Annotated in this window: 16 protein-coding genes; 10 read left to right on the top strand and 6 right to left on the bottom strand. The window is 67.5% G+C overall.

All coding sequences use genetic code 11. The annotated features are described in order from the left end of the window. The first annotated feature begins 6 nt into the window (after positions 1-6). The 3 genes from hemB to hemL are packed head-to-tail and all read left to right on the top strand — an operon-like array spanning position 7 to position 3,420. Positions 7-987, top strand: a complete 981-nt coding sequence (gene hemB, locus ACYQ1Z_RS12165; protein ID WP_459792783.1) for a porphobilinogen synthase — start codon at positions 7-9, stop codon at positions 985-987. A 31-nt stretch (positions 988-1,018) separates the two neighbouring features. Next, the gene (locus tag ACYQ1Z_RS12160) at positions 1,019-2,059 is read left to right on the top strand and encodes an LLM class flavin-dependent oxidoreductase (protein WP_459792829.1); all 1,041 of its coding nucleotides are present in this window, start codon (positions 1,019-1,021) and stop codon (positions 2,057-2,059) included. 29 nt (positions 2,060-2,088) lie between these two features. Continuing rightward, entirely contained in the window at positions 2,089-3,420 is a 1,332-nt protein-coding gene (hemL, locus tag ACYQ1Z_RS12155; protein WP_459792782.1) for a glutamate-1-semialdehyde 2,1-aminomutase, read from the top strand. A gap of 78 nt (positions 3,421-3,498) precedes the next feature. Here the strand turns inward: hemL and ACYQ1Z_RS12150 are convergent, their stop codons facing one another. From ACYQ1Z_RS12150 to ACYQ1Z_RS12135, 4 genes are all read right to left on the bottom strand, one after another. Then, complete coding sequence (locus tag ACYQ1Z_RS12150; RefSeq protein WP_459792781.1) at positions 3,499-4,236, bottom strand: amino acid ABC transporter ATP-binding protein; 738 nt, start codon at positions 4,234-4,236, stop codon at positions 3,499-3,501. Further along, entirely contained in the window at positions 4,233-4,997 is a 765-nt protein-coding gene (locus ACYQ1Z_RS12145; protein ID WP_459792780.1) for an amino acid ABC transporter permease, read from the bottom strand. The genes ACYQ1Z_RS12150 and ACYQ1Z_RS12145 overlap by 4 nt, the downstream gene beginning before the upstream one ends. 16 nt (positions 4,998-5,013) lie before the next feature. Next, positions 5,014-5,952 (bottom strand): substrate-binding periplasmic protein, encoded by a 939-nt coding sequence (locus ACYQ1Z_RS12140; protein ID WP_459792779.1) that lies wholly within the window; start codon positions 5,950-5,952, stop codon positions 5,014-5,016. A gap of 335 nt (positions 5,953-6,287) precedes the next feature. Continuing rightward, positions 6,288-6,998 carry an exonuclease domain-containing protein gene (locus ACYQ1Z_RS12135; RefSeq protein WP_459792778.1) on the bottom strand — a complete coding sequence of 237 codons (711 nt, stop codon included), beginning with the start codon at positions 6,996-6,998 and terminating at the stop codon, positions 6,288-6,290. A 63-nt stretch (positions 6,999-7,061) separates the two neighbouring features. Here ACYQ1Z_RS12135 and ACYQ1Z_RS12130 point away from each other — a divergent pair, with 63 nt between their 5' ends. From ACYQ1Z_RS12130 to ACYQ1Z_RS12120, 3 genes are all read left to right on the top strand, one after another. Then, positions 7,062-7,478, top strand: a complete 417-nt coding sequence (locus tag ACYQ1Z_RS12130; RefSeq protein WP_459792777.1) for an MGMT family protein — start codon at positions 7,062-7,064, stop codon at positions 7,476-7,478. A gap of 137 nt (positions 7,479-7,615) precedes the next feature. Beyond that, a complete protein-coding gene (locus ACYQ1Z_RS12125; RefSeq protein ID WP_459792828.1) occupies positions 7,616-10,852 on the top strand; it encodes an ATP-dependent helicase in 3,237 nt (1,078 codons plus the stop codon). Beyond that, entirely contained in the window at positions 10,849-14,421 is a 3,573-nt protein-coding gene (locus ACYQ1Z_RS12120; protein WP_459792776.1) for an ATP-dependent helicase, read from the top strand. Before ACYQ1Z_RS12125 ends, ACYQ1Z_RS12120 begins: the two co-directional genes overlap by 4 nt. Positions 14,422-14,499: 78 nt before the next feature. Here the strand turns inward: ACYQ1Z_RS12120 and ACYQ1Z_RS12115 are convergent, their stop codons facing one another. After that, positions 14,500-15,693, bottom strand: a complete 1,194-nt coding sequence (locus ACYQ1Z_RS12115) for a macrolide 2'-phosphotransferase (protein ID WP_459792775.1) — start codon at positions 15,691-15,693, stop codon at positions 14,500-14,502. A 145-nt stretch (positions 15,694-15,838) separates the two neighbouring features. Between ACYQ1Z_RS12115 and nudC the strand changes: the two genes are divergently transcribed. Genes nudC through ACYQ1Z_RS12100 form a run of 3 tightly spaced genes read left to right on the top strand, consistent with a single transcriptional unit; the run spans position 15,839 to position 19,665 of the window. Then, complete coding sequence (gene nudC, locus ACYQ1Z_RS12110) at positions 15,839-16,861, top strand: NAD(+) diphosphatase (protein WP_459792774.1); 1,023 nt, start codon at positions 15,839-15,841, stop codon at positions 16,859-16,861. A gap of 54 nt (positions 16,862-16,915) precedes the next feature. Continuing rightward, complete coding sequence (locus ACYQ1Z_RS12105; RefSeq protein ID WP_459792773.1) at positions 16,916-19,051, top strand: ATP-dependent DNA helicase UvrD2; 2,136 nt, start codon at positions 16,916-16,918, stop codon at positions 19,049-19,051. Beyond that, positions 19,048-19,665, top strand: a complete 618-nt coding sequence (locus ACYQ1Z_RS12100; protein ID WP_459792772.1) for a YgjP-like metallopeptidase domain-containing protein — start codon at positions 19,048-19,050, stop codon at positions 19,663-19,665. Before ACYQ1Z_RS12105 ends, ACYQ1Z_RS12100 begins: the two co-directional genes overlap by 4 nt. A 29-nt stretch (positions 19,666-19,694) precedes the next feature. Here the strand turns inward: ACYQ1Z_RS12100 and ACYQ1Z_RS12095 are convergent, their stop codons facing one another. Next, entirely contained in the window at positions 19,695-21,152 is a 1,458-nt protein-coding gene (locus ACYQ1Z_RS12095) for a zinc-dependent metalloprotease (protein ID WP_459792771.1), read from the bottom strand. A 138-nt stretch (positions 21,153-21,290) separates the two neighbouring features. Between ACYQ1Z_RS12095 and ACYQ1Z_RS12090 the strand changes: the two genes are divergently transcribed. After that, complete coding sequence (locus ACYQ1Z_RS12090; protein ID WP_459792770.1) at positions 21,291-22,472, top strand: YlbL family protein; 1,182 nt, start codon at positions 21,291-21,293, stop codon at positions 22,470-22,472. Positions 22,473-22,543 lie beyond the last annotated feature (71 nt).

Below are 22,543 nucleotides of genomic sequence, written 5' to 3'. Positions count from 1 at the left end.
AACACGATGACTTTTCCCAGCCAGCGCCCCCGCCGCCTCCGCACCACCCCTGCCATGCGGCGGCTGACTGCCGAGACGCGCCTGGCCCCCGCCGAGCTCATCCTCCCCGCCTTCATCCGTGAGGGACTCAGCGAGCCGAACCCGATCACGTCGATGCCGGGCGTCGTGCAGCACACCACGGACACGCTGAAACGCGCCGCGGCCGAAGCCGTGGAGTTGGGCCTGGGCGGCATCATGCTGTTCGGGATCCCCGAAACCCGGGACGCCGAGGGGTCCGCATCGCTCGACCCCGACGGGGTGCTCAACAAGGCCATCCGGGACGTCCGCGCCGAGGTGGGCGACGACCTGGTTGTGATGAGCGACGTCTGCCTGGACGAGTTCACCGACCACGGCCACTGCGGGGTGCTCGACGCCGCCGGGTACGTGGACAACGACCGCACCGTGGAGATCTACGCCCGGATGGCCGTCGCACAGGCGGAAGCGGGAGCCCACATGCTGGGCCCGTCCGGCATGATGGACGGACAGATCGCCGCGATCCGTTCCGCCCTGGACGACGCCGGGCACACCAACACCTCCGTTATCGCCTACTCCGCGAAGTACGCCTCAGCCTTCTACGGGCCCTTCCGCGAGGCCGTCGATTCCCAGCTGAAGGGCGACCGCCGGACCTACCAGATGGACGCCGGTAACCGCACTGAGGCCCTCCGCGAAGTGGAGCTGGATCTGGCCGAGGGGGCGGACATCGTGATGGTGAAGCCGGCCATGAGCTACCTGGACATCGTTGCCGACGTTGCCGCCATGAGCCCGGTTCCCGTGGCGGCCTACCAGATCTCCGGTGAGTACGCCATGATCGAGGCCGCGGCGGGCAACGGCTGGATCGACCGCCGCGCCGCCATTACCGAATCCGTCCTCGGCATCCGCCGGGCCGGGGCCTCCATGGTCCTGACCTACTGGGCAGCGGAGCTTGCCGGCTGGCTGAAGGAGTCATGAGGCAGAACACGTGGCGGGGCCCACCGACCCGATGGGGGAGAACCGCATCCTGATCGGCCTCAACACCTTCGGGGATGTGGGTGAGAAGCCGAACGGAAGCCCCCAGGAGCCTGCGCAGGTCCTCCGGGAACTGCTGGAACAGGCCGAACTGGCGGACGCCGTCGGTCTTCACGCCTTTGGGGTGGGGGAGCACCACCGCAAGGACTACGCGGTGTCCGCCCCGGAGGTCTTCCTCGGAGCCGCCGCGGCCCGGACCACCCGCATCCGGCTCGGCTCCGCCGTCACCGTCCTCAGCTCGGACGACCCCATCCGCGTGTTCCAGCGGTTCTCCACCGTTGATGCCCTGTCCAACGGCCGCGCCGAAGTCATGCTGGGCCGCGGATCCTTCATTGAATCCTTTCCGCTCTTCGGCCTCGACCTCGCCGACTACGAGGTCCTGTTCGAGGAGAAGCTCGAACTGTTCCACCGCGTGCGGGCGCAGAAGCCGGTGCATTGGGAAGGCAGGACCCGGCCCGCGATCGCCGGACTGGGCGTGTACCCGCCCCTGGAACACCACCTGCTGCCTACCTGGATCGGCGTGGGTGGAACGCCTGAATCCGTCCTCCGGTGCGCACACTACGGCTACCCGATCATCTTCGCCATCATCGGCGGCCAGCCGCGCGCCTTCCGTCCGCTCGTGGATCTCTACCGTGAGGCCATGGCCAAGTACGGGCACCCGATGCAGCAGATAGCCACCCATTCACCCGGCCACGTGGCGGAAACCGACGAACAGGCCCGGGAAGAGCTCTTCCCGCACTGGCTGAAGCTGCGCAACAAACTGGGGGCTGAACGCGGCTGGGGGCCGGCCGGACGCGGCGAGTTTGACGCCCTGTGCGCACCCGAGGGAGCGCTCTACGTAGGTTCGCCGGAAACCGTGGCCCGCAAAATCGTCCACCTCAAGCAGAACCTGGGCGTGGACCGCTTCGACTTCAAATACAGCAACGGCCCCCTGCCGCATTCGGCCATGATGCGGTCCATCGAACTGCTGGGCACGGCGGTGGCGCCCCGGGTGGCTGAACTGCTCGGCAACTGACGCGCCGGCTAACTGAGAGAATAGGAACCATGACTTCCAGCACTCCTCGCAACGAGGCACTCTTCGACCGCGCCCGGCAGCTGATGCCGGGCGGAGTCAACTCCCCGGTGCGGGCCTTCGGGTCCGTGGGCGGTACTCCGCGCTTCATGGTTTCCGCCAAGGGCCCGTACCTGACGGATGCCGACGGCAAGGAATACGTGGACCTGGTCTGCTCCTGGGGCCCGGCACTGCTCGGCCACGCCCACCCCGCCGTGCTCGATGCCGTCCACGCCGCCGTGGACCGTGGCCTGTCCTTCGGCGCCTCCACCCCGGACGAAGCGAACCTGGCCGAAATCGTCAAGGAACGCGTACCTGCCGTCGAACGGCTCCGCATGGTGTCCACCGGCACCGAAGCCACCATGACCGCTGTCCGCCTGGCGCGCGGGTTCACCGGCCGCAACCTCATCATCAAGTTCGCCGGCTGCTACCACGGCCACCTGGACGGGCTGCTCGCCTCCGCCGGGTCGGGCGTGGCCACGCTGGCGCTGCCCGGATCGGCCGGCGTCACGGAGGCCACCGCCGCCGAGACCCTGGTGCTGCCCTACAACGACCTCACGGCCGTCAAGGAAGCCTTCGCCGCGCACGGACCCAACATCGCCGCCGTGATCACCGAGGCCGCGCCCGCCAATATGGGTGTGGTCACTCCGGCCGAAGGCTTCAACCTGGGCCTGTCCAGGATTACCCGTGAACACGGCGCCCTGCTGATCGTGGACGAGGTGCTCACCGGGTTCCGCACGGGCTACTCCGGCTACTGGGGCCTCACCGGCGGCGCGCCGGACGCTGCCGAGCCGTGGACGCCGGACCTGCTGACCTTCGGCAAGGTCATCGGCGGCGGCATGCCGACGGCGGCACTCGGCGGCCGTGCCGACGTTATGGACCACCTCGCCCCCACCGGCCCGGTGTACCAGGCGGGCACCCTGTCCGGGAACCCGGTGGCGATGGCCGCCGGTGTTGCCACGCTGACCCATGCCACCCGTGATGTCTACTCGTACATCGACGTCCGCTCGCTGGAACTGTCCTCCGCGCTGTCCACGGCCCTCGATGCTGCCGGAGTTGACCACTCGATCCAGTTCGCCGGAAACCTGTTCTCGGTGGCCTTCGGTACTTCCGCACGCGGCGTCCACAACTACGCCGACGCGCTGGCGCAGGAAAGCTTCCGGTACGCGCCGTTCTTCCACTCCATGCTGGAGTCCGGTGTGTACCTGCCGCCGTCCGTGTTCGAGGCCTGGTTCCTGTCAGCAGCCCACGACGACGACGCCATGAACCGGATCTTCGACGCCCTGCCGGCCGCGGCGAAAGCCGCCGCCGCCGCGCAGGGCTAGCATCGCCGTCGTCCGGTAAACAACAAGAAGTCCCCGGTTGCTGCTGCAACCGGGGACTTCATATCTGCAGTGCCGGGCCTAGAGGACGTCCGAGAGGAAGCCCTTGAGCCGGTCCGTTTGGGGTGCGGTGAAGATCTGCTCGGGCGGACCCGACTCCACCACAACGCCGGCGTCCATGAAGGTGACGTTGTCCGAGACGTTCCTGGAGAAGCCCATCTCGTGGGTGACCACCACCATGGTCATGCCGCCCTTGGCGAGGTCCGTCATCAACGCCAGGACACCCTTGACCAGCTCGGGGTCCAACGCGGACGTGGCCTCGTCGAAGAACATGACTTCGGGCTTCATGGCCAGGGCACGGGCGATCGCGACGCGCTGCTGCTGGCCCCCGGACAGGTTGGCCGGGCGGGAGTCGGCCTTGTGCTTCAAGCCCACCAGGTCCAGCTGCTCCAGGGCCTCGGCGCGGGCCTGGTCCTTGGGCAGCTTGCGCAGTTTCCGCAGCGCCAGCGACACGTTCTCCGCCACAGTCTTGTGCGGGAACAGGTTGAACTGCTGGAACACCATGCCGATCCGCTGCCGGAGCTCGTCCGGGTTGTCCTTCAAGACGGAGCGGCCGTCCAGCAGGATGTCGCCCTGGTCGGGCTCGATCAGCCTGTTCATGACCCTCAGGAGCGTCGATTTGCCGGACCCCGAGGGGCCGATCACCGATGCTGTGGTGCCCTTCTCCACATGCAGGTCAATACCGCGCAGGACGTGGTTGTGGCCAAACGATAGGTGCAGATTCCTGCCGGTCAGGGTTCCGGATGCGAATTCCGTCATGCCTGTGCCCCCTTGCCGATAGGTGCCGCCAGCTCGTCCGGTTCCTTCTTCTCCGGCTTGCCGGTCCGCAGCCGGTGGTCGATGAAGTTCACGAAGTGCGTGAGCGGGACAGTCAGGATCAGGTACAGGACGCCCGCAGCCACCAGCGGTGAAAGGTTTCCGGTGTTGGCCATGGCGTCGTTTCCGATCCTGAAGATTTCCCTGTCCGAAGCGGCGAGGCCCAGCATGAACACCAGCGAAGAGTCCTTCAGCAGTGAGATGAACTGGTTCACCAGGGCCGGGAGGACCCGCCGGATGCCCTGCGGCACCACCACCAGGCGCATGGAACTGCCGTAACTGAAGCCAAGCGCACGGGAGGCTTCCAGCTGGCCCTTTTCAACGCTCTGGATGCCTGACCGGAAGATCTCGCCGATGTAGGCGGCAGCGATCAGGGTCAGGGCCAGGATGCCCAGCGGGTACGGGTTCCTGTTCCCGGTGATTTCCCTGGCGATCGGGCTCAAGCCGATGCCGATGACCAGGATCACAAGGATGGCCGGAAGGCCACGGAAGATGTCCGTGTAAACGCGCGCCGCCCAGCGGGCACCGGCGTTGCGGGAGATGCCCATCATGGCCAGCAGCAGCCCCAGCACGGAGCCAAGGATGCCGGAGGCCACAGCCAGGATCAGCGTGTTGGGCAGGCCCACCATGAGCAGGGCGGGAATGACCTTGGCCATTTCCTTCCAGTTGAAAAAGGTGTCAGCGAGTTGGTCCAGGAGATCCATAAACGTCCCGGCTCAATCAGCTCTGGGGAACCGTGGCGGCCTTGCTGCCCGGCTTCCAGTCACTCGGCATCTCGCGGTCCGGGTACCACTCCTTGGTCAGCTTGGACCAGGTCCCGTCCTCGATTACGGCGTCGAGGCCGGCGTTGAGGGCGTCGATGAGCGGCTGGTTGTCCTTGGCCACGGCGTAGGCGGTGAAGTTCTCCGTGTTGACCTTGGACTCGACGATGGCGGTGCCGTCGCCTTCCTTGACCTGGCCCTCGGCCTGCTGGGACGGGGCAACCCAGGCGTCGACCTGGCCGTTGCGCACGTTGGCGTAAACGGTTGCGTAGTCCGGGAAGCGGATCGGTTCCATCTTCAGGGTGTTGGTGACGTAGTCGTCCTGGACGGTGCCCTGGACAACGCCGATGCGCAGATCGTCGGTCAGGTCCTCAAAGCTCTTGACGTCGCTGTCCGTCTTGGCGACAACGGCCATAAAGCCGAAGTCGTAACCGTTGGTGAAGCCGACGTTCTGGCGGCGGGCTTCCGTGGTGGAAATCGACGAGGAGCCAACGTCGAACTGCTTGGTGGATACCTGCGAGAGGAGGGCGGAAAAGTCGGTGGCCACGAATTCGACCTCAAGGCCAAGCTTGCCGGCAATGGCGCGCAGGAGCTCGTTGTCGTAGCCGGTGAACTTGCCGGACGGGTCAATGAAGATGTTCGGCGGGGCATCCGAGAGCGTGCCGACCTCAAGCTTGCCTTCGGTGTTGAGGCCAAGCTTGGTCTTGTCGATCTGGTCGATCGGGGTGACGTCGTCAGTGGTGTACTTGTCCAAGGTCTGCTGGTCGCTGCCGGCCAGCGCATCCGTGGGAGTGCCGCTCGCCTCCGGGGATCCCGAGCCGCCGCAGGCTGCCAGGGAAACAGCGAGGGCAAGGGCAACGGGAGCGGTAGTGAGCCACTTCATCGCTTTAAGTTTCATGGGGTTGTTGTCTCTTTCGTTGAGTCATAAGTCAACCGGGCCGCAAGGCAGCGCTGGTGGCGCCTGGCTCCTGCCCCGTGCTGATCCAGCACATACGGGCAGGGTGACCGCAAAACTTTATTGTCCCACTTCACGCAAAGCAGGGCCGCGGCGGAATATTGCGCTGGTCAAGCGGAGAAACATCGAATTTCCTCCGGCAGAACAGCAAGGCTGCAACTTGAAAGGGTGAGACCGCAGCTCCTGTGGCGAATACTGCAGCCTTCGGCGGGCCCGAAATATGAAGGGGAAAGACTGTGATCTGCCTCGCATTCGGAAACCCCGTTTCCGGGGTTTGCCTAGAATCCGCCGGCCGTTGCGTCCTGGGGAGGAAGAACGGGCCAGTCACCCTCGATGACGGCCGTGGGCTTGGTCTTGCGCAGGTACCCCTGGAAATCTGCAGCCTGGCTGACCGCCCAGTCCACCTGCAGTAGGTGCAGCTGGCTGGCCGGCATCATCAGCTTGGGGAACTTGCCCGCCATGGCATCCAGGACCCGGAGGGTGGCCAGGGCGTCCGCTGCCGAGGTATGGGCATTGTCCAGGACCACGCCGTATTCCTCGCACAGGGCTGTCAGGGTTCGTTTGCCTTTCCGGTATCGGTCCACCTGCTTGTTCATGATGTAGGGGTCGAGCACCGGGAACCGGGTAAGCTGCGGCACGCCGTAGCGGGCGGATTCGGCGGCCAGCACCGTGAAGTCGTAGCTGGCGTTGAACGCGATGACGGGAACGCCGTCGTCGAAAAGCCCCTGCAGGACCCCAGCGACCTCCCGGGTGACCTCATGCGCGGGACGCCCTTCCCGCCGCGCCTGCTCGGTGGTGATCCCGTGCACGTCGCTGGCCTCCGTGGGGATTTCCACTCCCGGATCGGCAAGCCATTCGTGCTCGCTGACGACCTCGCCCCGGTGGTCCACGACCGTCACGGAAGCCGTGACGATGCGAGCGGCGCGCGAATTCCGGCCGGTGGTTTCGAGGTCGAAGGCTGCTCGGGGGAGGGTGTTCCAGGTGCTCATGTTCCAACGCTAAGGGGGACCCCGGACAATTCCCGGGAGCGCCACTGCGGCTACATTGGATCAATGCGGATTGAGTACGTGGAGGCGGTGCTGGACGTCGTCCGGCTGGTGCCGGCCGGATCCGTTGTCTCCTACGGGGACGTCTCCGAACTGCTGGGCATGGGAGGTCCCCGGCAGGTCGGCTCCGTGCTGAGCCATTACGGAAGCGCCGTTTCCTGGTGGCGGGTGCTCAAGGCGGACGGACATGCTCCCGAAGGGCACGAGGCGGAAGCCCTGGAGCACTATCTCGCCGAAGGGACACCGCTCACCGGGGATTACGGACCGTTCCTGCGGACCGGGGAAGGCCGCTGGCGCGTCAATATCTCCAGGGCACGATGGGCGCCGGCCGAGGATGACCTGGATCTTGTGGATGCCGTTGCCCGGCACCTGGAGCGTCGGCTCCAGCGATTGTCGGTGGCTGATGATGGAATGTCGGTGTGACAGTAACTCTTCCCCTGACAGGACCACGCGACGAATACTGGCAGGACTCCGGTCAGGACGGCGGGAGCGGCCCGGGGCCAGGCGCCGGCCCCGCCGGTGGGGCCGGTGGTGGACCGACGCAGCGTGCCTCCGCCCCGTTGCGTCTGCTTCCGCCCCGCCGGATCCACGCGGAGGCGCCGTCGCTGTCTCCGGACCAGCAGGCCGCCGTCGACGTCCCCATGGGTGCCGGGCCGGTCCTTGTGCCCGGAGCGCCGGGAACAGGAAAAACCACCGTTCTCATCGAGGCTGCCGTTGAACGGGTCCGCCGGGACGGGATCAATCCGGAACAGATGCTGATCCTGGCCCCCACCCGCCTGGCTGCGGACTTCCTGCGGGACCGGTTTACTGCCCGGCTGGACCGGAGCCTCAGCACGACGCCCGCGCGTACCTGGGCGTCGTACGCCTTCGACCTCATCCGGCGGGCCAAGGCCGAAGGCATCATTCCGTTGTCCCGGCCGCCGCGCCTGTTGTCCGGCCCGGAGCAGGACCTCATCATCAAGGAACTCCTTGAGGGCCACCGGATTCCAGGCCTCGAACTTCCCTGGCCCGCCGATCTCGAAGGCGCGCTGGAGACCCGTGGCTTCCGCCAGGAGGTGCGGCAGCTGTTTGACCGGATCATCGAATCCGGACGGACGGCCGAAGACCTTGAAATGCTCGGCCGGGAGTGTGGCAGGCCGGACTGGATTGCCACAGCAGCCCTCTACAACGAGTACCGGGACGTCCTGGACCTGCGGATGCCCGAAGCCTTCGACCCCGCCGGCATCATCACGGCGGCACGCCACATCTTCCAGGACGCCCCGGAATTCCTCGCCGCCGAACGCGAACGGCTGAAGCTGGTCCTGGTGGACGACGTCCAGGAGGCAAACCCGGCCGTCTTCGAACTCCTTGCCGACATCGCCGCGGGACAGGACTGCTACGTGGCGTACTCACCGGATACGGTGGTCCAGGGCTTCCGCGGGGCCCGTCCCGACCTCGTGGCCGAGTTGCCGCACCTGCTCTCGCCGGCGGCCCCGATCCTGGAACGGCCCCTGTCACAGTCACACCGCCTGCCTCCGGCCCTGGCGCAGGCCTGGCTCAGTGTCGCGGGACGGATCTCCCAGCGCGCAGGCGGCAGGCTCGCCCGCCGCCTCAGCCACACGGCGGAAGAGTCCCTGCCGGCGGGTTCCTCGCCGGAAGAACGCGGTGGGGCGGTGGAGGCGCACCTGGTCCCTTCCGCCGTGCACGAACTCCGGTACGTCGCCCAGCGGCTCCTGGACCAGCACATCAACCACGGCCGGGACTTGGCGGACATGGCCGTCATCGTCCGCAATGGCGGTCAGGTCAGCGAACTCCAGCGCTACCTTGCCGGGCAGGGGATACCCGTGAAGGTCCCGGTGGCTGAGTCCGCCGTCCGGGACGAGGTGGCGGTACGCCCGCTCCTGGATGCCTTCGCCATTGCCCTGGACCCCGCGCTCCTCACCCCGGAAATTGCCGTTTCGCTCCTGACATCCCGGGTCGGCGGCGCAACCTCGATCGAACTGCGCCGGCTCCGCCAGTCCCTAAGACGCGAGGAACTCCTGGCCGGTGGCGGCCGGACCAGTGACACACTCCTCGTTGAGGCTCTTCTCGATCCCAACGCCCTCGGCTCCCTGGGCATCGAGGGCCGTTCCGCCCGCCGCACCGCCCGGATGATCCAGGCCGGCCGTGACGCCGCTTTCCAGCCGGGTGCCAACGCAGAGTCGGTGCTGTGGGCGCTGTGGAGTTCCACCGGGCTGGCAGCTGCCTGGACGGAAACCGCGCTCGCGGGCGGGCCGCACGGAGCCCGGGCCGACCGTGACCTCGACGCCATGATGGCGCTGTTCCACACGGCGGAACGCTATGTGGACCAGATGCCGGGAGCCGGCCCTGAACAGTTCCTCGAATACCTCCTGAACCAGGAGCTTCCGATGGACACCCTTGCGGCGCGGGCACAGGTGGATGATGCGGTGGAGCTTCTCACCTTCGCCAGTGCCGCCGGCCGCGAGTGGCCGGTGGTCATTGTCGCCGGGCTCCAGGAAGGAGTGTGGCCCAACACCCGGCTCCGCGGCGAACTCCTGGGCAGCACCCTTTACGCAGACGCCGTGGAGCACGGCCCGGCCTACGCCCTCCAGCGCGATCCCCTGAGCCGGCTGCGCGACATCCGCTATGACGAACTGCGCAGCTTTTCCACAGCCGTTTCACGTGCCCGCGAACTGCTGGTCTGCACGGCAGTCGCCTCGGAAGACGACCAGCCGTCGTCGTTCCTCGACTACGTGGCTCCGCTGGAACCCGGCATGGAAAGCCGGGCGTACACGGCCGTGGAACGGCCCATGACCCTGCGGGCGCTCGTGGCCGAACTGCGGCAGCATGCCCAGCTGGACAGAAATGCCGGATTCCAGGCACAGGAGGCTGCCCGCGTCCTGGCCATGCTCGCCGCGGCGGAACCGCCGGTCCCGGGGGCACATCCTTCCACGTGGTGGGGGTTGGCGCCCATGACGACTGACGCCGCCATCGTGCCGCCCGGGGGCACGGTCTCCGTCTCTCCGTCGAAGGTCGAAACGGTCCAGAAGTCACCGCTCGACTGGTTTGTGCAGGCTGCCGGCGGTGAAGCGGCCGCTGACTTTGCCCGCAGCCTTGGGACACTGGTGCACGCCATTGCCCAGGAGATGCCGGACGCCACGGGAGCGGAATACGTGGCAGAGCTCGCACGCCGCTGGCCGGCGCTGGGAATGAAGGACAACTGGGAGGGCAGGCTTGACTTCCAGCGGGCCGAATCCATGGTCCGCAAACTGGCGCAGTACGTCCTGGTGATGCGCAGCGAAGGGCGGAGCCTCTTGGGCGTGGAACGGGACTTCGAAGTTGCCCTCGGCGAAGTGGACGTGGATGGCGGCACGCCCCGCGGGGCGATCCTCCGCGGTCAGGTGGACCGCCTTGAGATTGACGCCGACGGCAGGCTGGTCATCGTGGACCTCAAGACGGGAAAACGGCAACCGGGCAAGGCCGAACTGTCGCGCCACCCCCAGTTGGGCGCTTACCAGGCCGCGGTGATTGCCGGCGGGTTCAACGATGCCGGGGGTGACGCCGGCGGCGTGCTGCCTGGCGGGGCCGTGCTCGCGCAGCTCGGCACGGGGGCCAAGAGTCCCGCAGTCCAGCAGCAGGAACCGCTGGACCCGCAGGAAAACTGGGCGCTGGACATGGTCAAGGACGCAGCGAAAGTCATGGGCGGCAGCCTGTTCGAGGCACGGCATGATCCCGGCAAGGGGAGCTTTGGGGGCCACGGGTGCAAGCTCCCCGAAATCTGCCCGCTTTGTACCCGTGGAAGGCAAGTGACGGAATGAGCACCAACAACGTGGTGGAAAAGGTATCAGGACCCATGGATGACGCGTCCGGGGCCGGGCACTTCCAGTCCGGCACCGGGCATCTCAAGATCGGCACAGGGCAGGTGCTCTTCAGCCCCGAGGAGCTGTCCGTGCTCCTCGGTGAAAAGAACGTCCCCACCGCCGAACAGTCCGCGATCATCTCCTCACCGCTCACACCCCGGCTGGTCATCGCAGGGGCCGGCTCAGGCAAAACAGCCACCATGGCGGACCGTGTGGTGTGGCTGGTCGCCAACGGGTGGGTGCGCCCGGAGGAAGTCCTTGGCGTCACCTTCACGCGCAAGGCAGCCGGTGAGCTGGCCTCGCGCATCCGCTCAAAGCTGGCCGCCCTCCAGCGGCTGGCTGCCGGCGACACCCGGCACAAGGTCTTCCCGGAAGGGCTGCTGGGCAGCGACGCGCTGGAACCAAAAGTGTCCACCTACCACTCTTTTGCCAGCGGCATTGTTTCCGACTACGGGTTGCGCCTGGGCGTTGAACGGGATGTGGTCCTGCTCGGCGGTGCCCAGGCGTGGCAGCTTGCCAGCGAGGTGGTGGAGGCCTACGACGGCGAATACGCCCACTTCCGTGCCGCCAAGTCCACCCTGGTGAAGGCCGTTATCCAGCTCGCCGGCGAATGCGCCGAGCACCTGCAGGAACCGGAGGACGTCGAGGCCTGGCTGATGGCGCGGCTTTCTGATTTCGAGTCGCTGCCCTACCTCGCCGACAAGAAAAAGAACGCCCCACAGGCGGCAGCAGAGCTCGCAGGCATGCTCCGGACCCGGGCAAGCGTGGCGGACATGGTGGGCCGGTATGCAGCGGCCAAACGGGCTCGCGGGGCACTGGATTTTGGCGACCTGGTGGCACTGGCAGCCAAGGTGGCGCAGGACGTTCCCCTGGCGGCCACCATGGAGCGGCAGCGCTACAAGGTGGTCCTGCTCGATGAGTTCCAGGACACGTCCTACGCCCAGCTGGTGCTGTTCTCCCGCCTTTTTGGCGGCGGGCATGCGGTCACGGCCGTCGGCGACCCCAACCAGTCAATCTATGGTTTCCGTGGCGCCTCCGCCGGTCAACTCTTCCACTTCGTCCGCGAATTTCCGGTACGTACCGGACAGGGAGGCCCGGGGAGCTGGACGCCTGCCCCCACTTCATACCTGACAACCGCCTGGCGGAACGGGCGGAACATCCTGGCCGCGGCCAACGTCATGTCCGAGTCGCTGCGCAGGGCGGAGGCACAGCGTGGGCCTGCCGGTGGCGGGGGAGCGGCGCCCGCGGAAGTGCCGCCGCTGCAGCCGAGCCCGTTTGCGGTGGATGGTTCGGTGGTGCTGGGCCGTTTCAGCAGCGACGAGGAGGAAGCCGCCGCGCTCGCCGATGACGTCCTTCGGTACAGGATGACGGACTTCGAACTAAGGCCCGACGGCGCCCCTGTGCCGCCCGCGATTGCGGTCCTGTGCCGCCGCCGCGCCCAGATGGAAACGGTGCGGCGCCAGCTGGAAGCCAGGGGCATCGCCTACGAGATTGTGGGCCTCGGCGGACTCCTGGACACACCTGAGGTCATCGACCTTGTCGCCACGCTGCGGGTGCTGGCGGATCCCGGCCGTTCGGATGCGTTGATGCGGCTGCTGGCTGGGGCACGGTGGCGGATCGGTCCCATGGACCTCATGGCCCTGCGGGACTGGTCCAGCCACCTGGCACGCAGGCGCGGGCAGGCCGCCGACCCGTCCGGCGACGAGTCCCCGGACGGGGAGGAAACAGTCCTCGAAAGCGATCTCACAGATGGCGCGAGCCTGGTGGAGGCATTGGACTGGCTCCCGAGGGAAGGCTGGACGTCCCCTGCGGGCAGGTGCCTGAGTGAAGCCGCGCGCCGCCGTATGGCGATGCTCTCTGCAGAGCTTCGGCAGTTGCGCGGTTACCTGGGCGACGACCTCACGACGCTCCTGGGCGAAGTGGAGCGGGCCATGCTCCTGGATATCGAAGTTGCGGCGCGGCCCGGGATCAGTATCCACCAGGCCCGGCGGAACCTGGACGCCTTCCAGGACGCGGCGTCAGGGTTCCTCCGGACGTCGCAAAGAGTGGACGTCCTCGCGTTCCTGGCCTGGCTCGAAGCGGCTGCCGCCGAAGAAAACGGCCTGGAGGTTCCGCCCAGCGACGTGAACCGCGAAGCCGTCCAGCTCCTTACCGTGCACGCCTCCAAGGGGCTCGAATGGGACGTCGTTTTTGTTCCCGGATTGAACGCCGGCGCGTTCCCCACTGATAAGGATTCGCGCTGGAGCAGTGGGGCCTCGGCCCTGCCCTGGCCGCTGCGCGGAGACCGCGCCGATCTTCCCCAGTGGGACCTGGACCAGCCTGACCAGAAGGGCTGGCTCGACGCGGAGAAAGAGTTTAAGGCTGCGGTCCAGGCGCACGGCGAGTCGGAGGAGCGCCGGCTTGCCTACGTCGCCTATACCCGCGCCAAACACGTCCTGTGGGTATCCAGCGCCGCGTGGGTCGGGTCGCGTGCGGGGAAAGCGGAAATGTCCCCGTTCCTTGCGGAACTGGGGGTCCTGGCCGCCGCACCTGCCGGCGGTGCGGCGCGGGCATCGGTCCATCCCCGGTCGCTGGACGAAGCGGCCCTGCCGGAGAGCAGCCCGCTGTCGGCCGGGATTGAGGTGGCGGGCTGGCCCTACGATCCGCTCGAAGGCCCGCTTGATCCGCGGACGGGGGAGCGGCTGCGGCTCGCAGGCGGGCGCCGGCATGCCATGGAGGGGGCAGCTGCCCGCGTCCTGGCGGAACTGGCATCCGGAAGCAGCCGTGGACCCGGAACACCGCGAGGGACTTCAGGGCAGTTGCCTGTGTCCGACGGCGTTCCCCAGGCAAACGGCAAGGCAGGGCTGGATGGAGTGGCTGCCGGCTGGTCCCGGGAAGCTGCCCTGCTTCTTGAGCGGCGGGCCAAGAGGTCCCACAGCCATGATGTGCACTTGCCCACCCACATCTCGGCGTCCACCCTGGTGGACCTGGGCGACGACGCCGCAGCTGTCACCGCCCGGCTCCGCCGGCCGGTGCCGCGTGAACCCGGCATGTCTGCGCGCAAGGGAACCGCATTCCACGCCTGGGTGGAGGAGTACTTCGGCAGCGCCGGAATGCTCGACCTCGGCGAAGCACCCGGATCGGACGACCATATCGACGCCGCCTACGACCTCGACGCCATGGTTGCGACCTTCAGGGCGTCGCCCTGGGCGGAGCGTGCCCCGGCGTTCGTGGAGGTGCCGGTGGAAACCCGGGTTGGGGAAGTGGTGGTACGCGGCCGGATCGACGCCGTCTTCCGGGACGCTGATGGCGGCTGGGACCTTGTGGACTGGAAGACCGGCCGGCGCCCCTCGGGCACGCAGCTGAAGGCGCGGTCGGTACAGCTCGCCGTCTACCGGCTGGCGTGGGCCCGGTTGAAGGACGTGCCGCTGGAACAGGTCCGGGCGGCCTTCTTCTATGTTGCGGACAATGAGGTGGTGCGGCCGCACGACCTCGGAACAGCCGCCCAGCTGGAAGGGATCGTCGCCGCCGCGCTGGGCGGGGCGTAGGACATCACCAGGCCCGTGCAGCAGGCTCCGCGTTGTCCTGCCGCGAGCTGCGTGGCCCGGTTCCCCGCTTGTTCCCTGCTATGCCTGCTTCGCGTTTACCACCGGGATTGCCGAGGTGGAAGTATCATCCGACGCTTCGGCGGGCTGTCCGGGGGATCCGGCAGCCGGTTCCGGCCCTGCGGGGATAGGGGTGACGTGCACGGCCGGAATAGGGGTGACCGCCACGGCCGGCTGCGCGGGCACGGCAGTGACCTCGACGGCGGGCCGGGCAGGTACCGGGGCGACGTCGACGGCGGGCTGCGACGGAACGGTGTTGGCTTCGAGAACCGGCTGCGGCTCAACACTGATGGGCTGGCCGCCGTGCTCGGCGATATCGCTGGCCAGGGTTTGCAGCATGCTTTCGGCCTCGGCCACCATGCCGGCATCTCCGGCGGCGATGCCTTTCACCAGGTATTGGGCCAGGGCAAATTCGGCGGAGAGGGCTGCCCGGCGCAGCAGGTGATTGTCCGGGGTATCCCGGCGGCTGGCGGTGTAGGCCGCGAGGACGGCATCGACGAAGTCCTGCTCGTTGGATGCCACCAGCCAGGCGAAGTCGTCCGCCGGGTCGCCGATGCGCAGATCGGTCCAGCCGGTGACGGCGGTGACGCGCTGGCCTTCCACCAGGAGGTTGTCCTCGTGGAGGTCGCCGTGCACCACGCTGGGGTTGAACCGCCACAGGGACACGTCCTCCAGGGCGTGCTCCCACCGCAGGAGCAGCGCCGGCGGAATTTTGCCCGTGGTGGCTGCCTGGTCAAGCTCGTTCAGCCGGCGCTGCCGGAATTCGTTGGGCGTGTAGCTGGGAAGGTCGGCGTTGCTTACCAGGGACCGCGGCAGGTCATGGATGGCTGCCAGCGCAGCACCGATTTCGCGGGCCAGGGCTTCCGGTCCGCCTGTGAGTTCCTCCACGCTGCGCGTGGTGCCGGCCAGGTGCGAGTAAACGAACGTGCTCAAGGTGCCGAGCCGGACGCTGCCGGCAACGGTAGGCATCAGGAACGGGAGTTCCGCACGGATGGCCGGCGCAAACGCCCGGAGCACCAGGAATTCGGTTTCCAGCCGTGCGCTGGCCTCGGCGTGCCGCGGTGAGCGTACGCGCCAGCGCTTGCCGTCCGAATCAAGGAGCAGTGCCGAATCGAAGTCCGCGGGATCATCCGGCGCGGAGCTCACAGCAGTTGGGGTCAGTCCGGGGACTGCCGCGGTTGCAACGGCTGCCAGTTCAATCGGTTTTCTTCTCACCGTTCCACGGTAGATTGCCGGCCGTCCATGTCACCGGTCCATCGGCGGCGAGTCTCCAGATAGGCAAAGAAGGGTGCCCCTGCCGGCCTCCCGCGGTAACCCTCGAAAAATGTGAATTGTCGGTCCCAGTCAGTACGGTGGATTCATGAGCCACGCGGAGTCTGCCACATCGGTCCACCAGGGAGTGCCGGCGTTGCTGCCGGCGAACCATCTGCGGGACACACTGCTGCCGGTCCGGCCGGCTCTGATTGACCGCGGCTCCGCCGTGCGGGGCAGGCCCGGGATGGTGGAAGACCTCCTGGCCGCGCCGGGGACGCTGGCCATGGTCCTGTCGGGGCGGGAGGCCCTGGTCCGGGGCGGCAGTCTCTACATGGCCGGGGCAAAGGCCTTGCTGGAAGGACTGTCTGCTGCCTCCGTCACCGCCGAACTGGCTATTTATTTGGGGTCCGCCCTCCCCGGAGCGGAGCTTCCGGCCGGCACCGAGATGCTGCTGCTGGTGTTGTCCGAACCGGTTGAACCCGGGACTGCAGGGATTCCCACGGATGCCTCATGGGCCGGATTCCGTGACGTCGCAGCGGACCTGGATGCCACCGCCACGGCGCTGTTTGTGGAGGCAAGCGCCATTGCCAACTGGCATGCCGGCCACACACACTGTCCCCGCTGCGGGACGCCCACGGTGGTTGAGGCCGGTGGTTGGGTGCGTCGTTGCCCGGCGGACAATTCGGAGCATTTCCCGCGGACGGACCCAGCCATCATCGTCACGGTAGTGGGACCTGACGGCCGCCTGCTGCTGGGCGGCGGAGGGCCGCCCGAAGCCAGGAACTACTCCACCCTGGCCGGCTTTGTTGAACCGGGGGAGTCACTGGAACAGGCAGTGGTCCGGGAAATTTTTGAGGAGGTGGGGGTGCGGGTCACCGCCTGCCAGTACCTCGGCTCGCAGTCCTGGCCGTTCCCGGCCTCCCTTATGCTTGGATTTACAGCCGTCACCGACGACGCCGAGGCAACACCCGACGGCGTGGAGGTCACCAGGGCGCGCTGGTTCAGCCGGGAGGAACTCCAGGAGGCTGTACTGAGGGGCGACATCACCATCTCCAGCAGGCTGTCCATTGCGCGCGCGCTTATCGAGCACTGGTTCGGCGGGCGCATTGAGGACCGGGCCGGCGCGTAAGACACCATCCACCAGACTCCAGGCACGCGGTAGTCGAGACATAAAGCAGCAGAAGTGACTACAGAGAATTTTGACGGCTCGGCCTCCCTCGAGGACCGCATCCTTGGCGGACTGGATGCCGAGCAGCGCGAAGTGGCCAGCACGCTGAACGGACCCCTTTGCGTCCTTGCGGGGGCCGGCACTGGCAAGACCCGTGCCATCACCCACCGCATCGCATATGGCGTCCACTCCGGGGTCTACACCCCGCAGCGGCTCCTGGCCGTGACCTTCACGGCACGGGCCGCCGCGGAGATGCGCAGCCGGCTGCGGGACCTTGGGGCGGGCAACGTCCAGGCCCGCACGTTCCACGCCGCCGCGCTGCGCCAGTTGCAGTTTTTCTGGCCGCAGGCTGTCGGCGGCACACTGCCCAACCTGCTGGACCACAAGGCGCAGATGCTGGCCGAGGCTGCGCGCCGGCTGAGGCTCAGCACGGACCGGGCTTCCATCCGGGACCTCGCCTCCGAAATCGAATGGGCCAAGGTGTCCATGCTGACGCCCGCCAACTACCTGGAAAACGCACAGGGCAGAGGTACCCCGGGCGGCTTTGACCTAACCACAGTTGCCCGCGTGTTCCAGGCCTACGAGGACGTCAAGACGGACCGGAACGTCATCGACTTCGAGGACGTGCTGCTGATCACGGTCGGAATTCTGCAGGAGGACGAGCGGGTGGCTGCCACCGTCCGCGAGCAGTACCGGCATTTCGTGGTCGACGAATACCAGGACGTCTCGCCGCTGCAGCAGCGGCTCCTGGAGCTGTGGCTGGGCGGCCGTGACGAGCTCTGCGTTGTTGGCGACGCCAGCCAGACCATCTACTCCTTCACCGGCGCTTCACCGCGGCACCTCCTGGATTTCAAGACTCGCTATCCCCAGGCCAACGTGGTCAAACTCATCCGCGACTACCGCTCCACGCCACAGGTGGTCAAGCTGGCCAATGACCTCCTTGCCGGACGGCGAAGCGGGGGACCTGCAGCCGACGCTGCCTGGGCTGCGCCGCTGCAGCTTGTCGCCCAGCGGCCCGCCGGGCCTGCGCCCACCTTCACGGAGTGCGCCGACGACGAAGCTGAAGCGGCCACGGTGGCGCAAAAGATCAAAGAACTCCTCGACGCCGGAACGCCAGCCAGCGAGGTCGCCATCCTGTTCCGCACCAACGGCCAGTCCGAAGCGTACGAGCAGGCGCTTGCCGCGTCCGGGATCGGATACCAGCTGCGCGGCGGGGAGCGGTTTTTCGCCCGCAAGGAAGTCCGCGATGCCATCCTGCAGTTGCGGGCAGCCACCCGGGCGGTCTCGGAAACCGATGCGCCGGAGCCGCTGGGTCAGCTGGTGCGCGACATCGTCTCGTCGCTCGGCTACACGGACTCGGCTCCGCACAGCGGCGGTGCGCTCCGGGAGCGCTGGGAGTCACTGGCGGCGCTCGTGGCCCTCGCCGACGAACTGGTCCGGAACCGGGGGCCGCAGTTCGGCCTGGCCGACTTCGTCAACGAACTGCAGGAACGCTCCCTGGCGCAGCACGCGCCCACCGTCCAGGGCGTGACCCTTGCCTCGCTGCATGCCGCCAAAGGCCTTGAATGGGACGCTGTTTTCCTGGTGGGGCTGAGCGAAGGCCTGATGCCCATCTCCTTCGCGGACTCTCCCGAGTCCGTTGATGAGGAGCGGCGGCTCCTCTATGTCGGGATTACCAGGGCAAGGGAACATCTTGCCCTGTCCTGGAGCACCGCCCGAACGCCCGGAGGCCGCGCAAACCGCAAACCGTCCCGCTTCCTTGACGGGCTGCGGCCGGCAGCGGTGGCCGGCTCCACGGTCCGGGGCAAGGGTGCGGTGCCCCGGCGCAAAGCCGCGGCTCCCGCAACGTGCCGGGTCTGCGGCAGCATGCTCGCCACCGGCGCCGAGCGCAAGGTGGGGCGCTGCAACGCGTGCCCGCCAACCTATGAGGAACAAACGTTCGATGCCCTCCGGAACTGGCGACGGTCAGTGGCGGTGTCTGCCGACGTGCCCGCGTTCGTTGTCTTTACGGACGCAACGCTGACCGCCATCGCCGAGGCGCGGCCGGCATCGCTGGAGGAGCTGGCAGGACTGGCGGGGGTGGGCCCGTCCAAGCTTGAGAAGTACGGGGAAGACGTCCTCCGGGTCCTCACTGAAAGCGCCTCCCTGTGACGGCCGCCCGGCTTACCACAGCGGACGGCGCACCCGTGGAAGTACGGCGCTCCGCGCGACGGACGCGCACAGTGGCAGCATTCTGGGAGAACGGCACCGCTGTTGTTGCCATCCCGGCCCGCTTCACCGCGGCGCAGGAGAACGAATGGGTGCACCGCATGCTGGCCAAGCTTCAGCGCCAGGGGGAGCGGCGGGCGGCGGCCGGAAAGAAACGGCCCGCCTCCGACGCCGCGTTGGCCGCCCACGCGGCCGAACTTTCCAGGCAGTATTTGGGCGGCCGCGCCGTTCCCTCGTCAGTGCGCTGGGTCAGCAACCAGAACTCGCGGTGGGGTTCCGCGACGCCGGCGGACGGCACCATCCGGCTTTCAGACAAGCTCCGGCCGATGCCGCAGTGGGTCATCGACTATGTCCTGCTCCACGAACTGGCCCACCTCCTGGTGGCCGCGCACAACGCCGCCTTCTGGAAGCTGCTCGAGGCGTACCCGGAGACCCTGCGCGCCAAGGCCTTCCTGGAAGGGGTCTCCTTCGCCATGACCCGCGGACTGCCGGACAACAGCGGCCACGACCAACCTGGCTTGCCGGAACAGGACAGCTGGGCCGGCGACGCAGACTAGCCGCGGCTGACCCCAGCCACCCCGGGACGTCAGCCCTTCGGCCGGGCGTCTCCGCCGTCGTCGTCCTTTGCTTCGCCCTCGCCATCCTGGGCCGACGCGTCCTGGGCCGACGCGTCCTGGGCGGGTTCGTCGCCGGAAGGCGCGTCGAACCCGCCGCTCAGCAGCTTCTGCAGGGCGTCGTCAACCTCGCTGTCACTGGCTTCGGCAAGTTTGCGGCGACCGCTGAAGCCCTTGGGATCGTCCAGGTCCTCGGCGGTGGGCAGCAGGTCAGGATGGTGCCAGATCGCGTCGCGGCCCGCGATGCCGCGTTCCTCCTTGAGTGCGGCCCACAGAGTGGCGGCGTCGCGCAGCCGGCGGGGCCGCAGTTCCAGTCCCACCAGCGAAGCGAACGCGTGCTCCGCCGGGCCGCCCGTGGCGCGGCGGCGGCGGACCGTTTCCCGGAGGGCCCCGGCGGACGGCAGCACCTTGTCGGTGGCTGCGGCGGTGAGTTCGTCAACCCAGCCCTCCACAAGGGCGAGAGCCGTTTCGAGCTTCTCGAGGGCCTGTTCCTGGGCCGGGGTCCGCTGGGGCATAAAGACACCCTGGGACAGTGCCTCCTGGATGCCCTCGGGGTTGCTGGGGTCCAGGTCCCGTGCCAGCTCCTCGATGCGGGAGGTGTCGATGTGGATGCCGCGGGCGTATGCCTCGATGGCGCCCAGCAGATGGCCCCGGAGCCACGGAACCTGGACGAACAGCCGGGCGTGCGCCGCTTCACGGACGGCGAGGAAGAGCCGGATGTCGTTTTCGGGCAGGGACAGGCCTTCACCGAAGGCTGCAACGTTGGACGGCAGCAGCGCCATCTCGAGGTCGGCCAGCGGCACACCGATATCGGTGGAACTGACAACGTCCTGGGACAGGGCGCCGATAGCCTGCCCCAGCTGCATGCCGAAGATGGCACCGCCCATGTTCTGGAGCATCGAGGATGCGCCGCCCATCATGGACTTCATCTCTTCCGGCATCTGGCTCGTCATCGCGGAGGACAGGGCGTTGGCGATGCTGTTGGCGACAGGTTCGGTCAGCCGCTTCCAGGTGCCCAGCGTGGCTTCAACCCATTCCGCCCTGGACCAGGCGCGGCCGATGAGGCCCGTGGCGGGCAGGTCCGTCACAGGGTCCAGCCACAGCTCCGCCAGGCGCAGGGCCTCGTCAACGTCCCGCGACTGCTGCGGCGTCACAGACGGGTCGGAGCTGCTGGCGGCCACGCGGCGGGCGTTGTCGTGGGCCAGGGTCCAGTTGACGGGGCCCTCCGACGGCGCGCTCATCATCGCCTGGACCTGGGAGAACATCTGGGCAAGCAGGTTGGGATCGTTGGGCAGCCCCGCAGCCTTGGCGAGTTCGGCGGGGTCGAAATTCTCCATCCCCTTGCCGCCCATCAGGTTCTGCAGCATCTCGGTCAACGGATCCTTGGGGTCGTCGTCGCCGTTGGACGGATTAAGTGGATTGGAGGTCATGATCCCGCCGATCGTCGGTGTGTGACTGTTAATCAACCTTCACGGTACCCCGGCCGTGGTCGGCTGTCTGCCGCCCTCCGGCGTCGTTCGCTGTAGGCAAAGAGCCGCACGGGCCACCCAGCGCGTAGTGTTGATGGAGTGACTACAACCCGTGGCGGCCACCCCGCCGAGGACCACGCTCCAGAGCTTCCACACGGTTCCCTGCCCTGGGCGGCAGGCGCCGGGACGTCCGACGGCGGCCGCGCACCTGCGGAACGCAGCGCAGGTCCGCGGGGCACGGGAATGTCCACCATGATGCTCTCAGGCGTCGCCGCGCTGGGGCTCGGAATTGGCGTCGCAACAATCCCGGTGCCCTACGTTGTCGAGACCCCCGGCCCTACCTACAACACGCTCGGGCAAAACCAGGGGACACCGGTCATCAAGGTCACGGGGACCGACTCCTATCCGGCCGCAGGAAACCTCGATCTGACCACCGTCTACGTAAGCGGCGGCCCTACCGGGCCCGTCAATATCCTCGGCGCTTTCTCCGCGTGGCTGGACCCCACCAAGTCGGTCCAGCCGGAGGAACTGCTTTACCCGACCGGCACCACCAAGCAGGAGGCTGAGGAACAAAGCGCAGTGGCCATGGCCACGTCGCAGGAGAACGCGGTGGCGTCCGCGCTCAACGAACTCGACATCCCCTACGGCCAGCAGCTGCAGGCGGCGGACCTGTCCGAAGGTTCCCCGTCGGCAGGCAAGATCCGCCCCGGAGACATCCTCAAGACGATCAACGGCAAGGACATCACCGCGCTGTCCGTTATCCAGCAGGAGCTGGCAGCCGGCAGCGGCGCCCCGGCCACCGTGGTGGTGGAGCGGGACGGGGAAGCGGTCACCGAGACAATCACGCCCAAGGATAACGGCGAGGGCCGGTACATCCTTGGCGTCATGCTCAAATACCTGTTCACGTTCCCCTTCGATGTGGAGATTTCCCTGGAAAAGGTGGGCGGCCCGTCGGCAGGTCTGATGTTCTCACTGGGCATTATCGATACCGTCACCCCCGGTGACCTGACCGGAGGCAAGCACATCGCGGGGACCGGAACCATTTCCCCCGACGGCGTGGTGGGCCCCATAGGCGGAATCAGGCAAAAGATGCATGGGGCACGCGACGGGGGAGCAACCATGTTCCTCGCGCCCGCCGCCAATTGTCCTGAAGTAGCCGGACATATTCCCAACGGGCTGCAGGTGGTCAAGGTGGAGAACCTGGCCCAGGCGCGGGCCGCCGTCGAACGTGGAGCCAGCGGCCAGGACACATCCGGCCTCCCGACCTGCGCAAACAACTAGACTGGGCGCATCCAGTCTCGAGAGGAACTAAGCCTTACCGCCACTCGTGGCAAATATGGCGGACAAAACCA

The sequence above is a fragment of the Arthrobacter sp. AD-310 genome (genome assembly GCF_054656615.1).
Note: the sequence above shows the minus strand (reverse complement) of the source record. Positions and strands in the feature narration are given on the sequence as shown.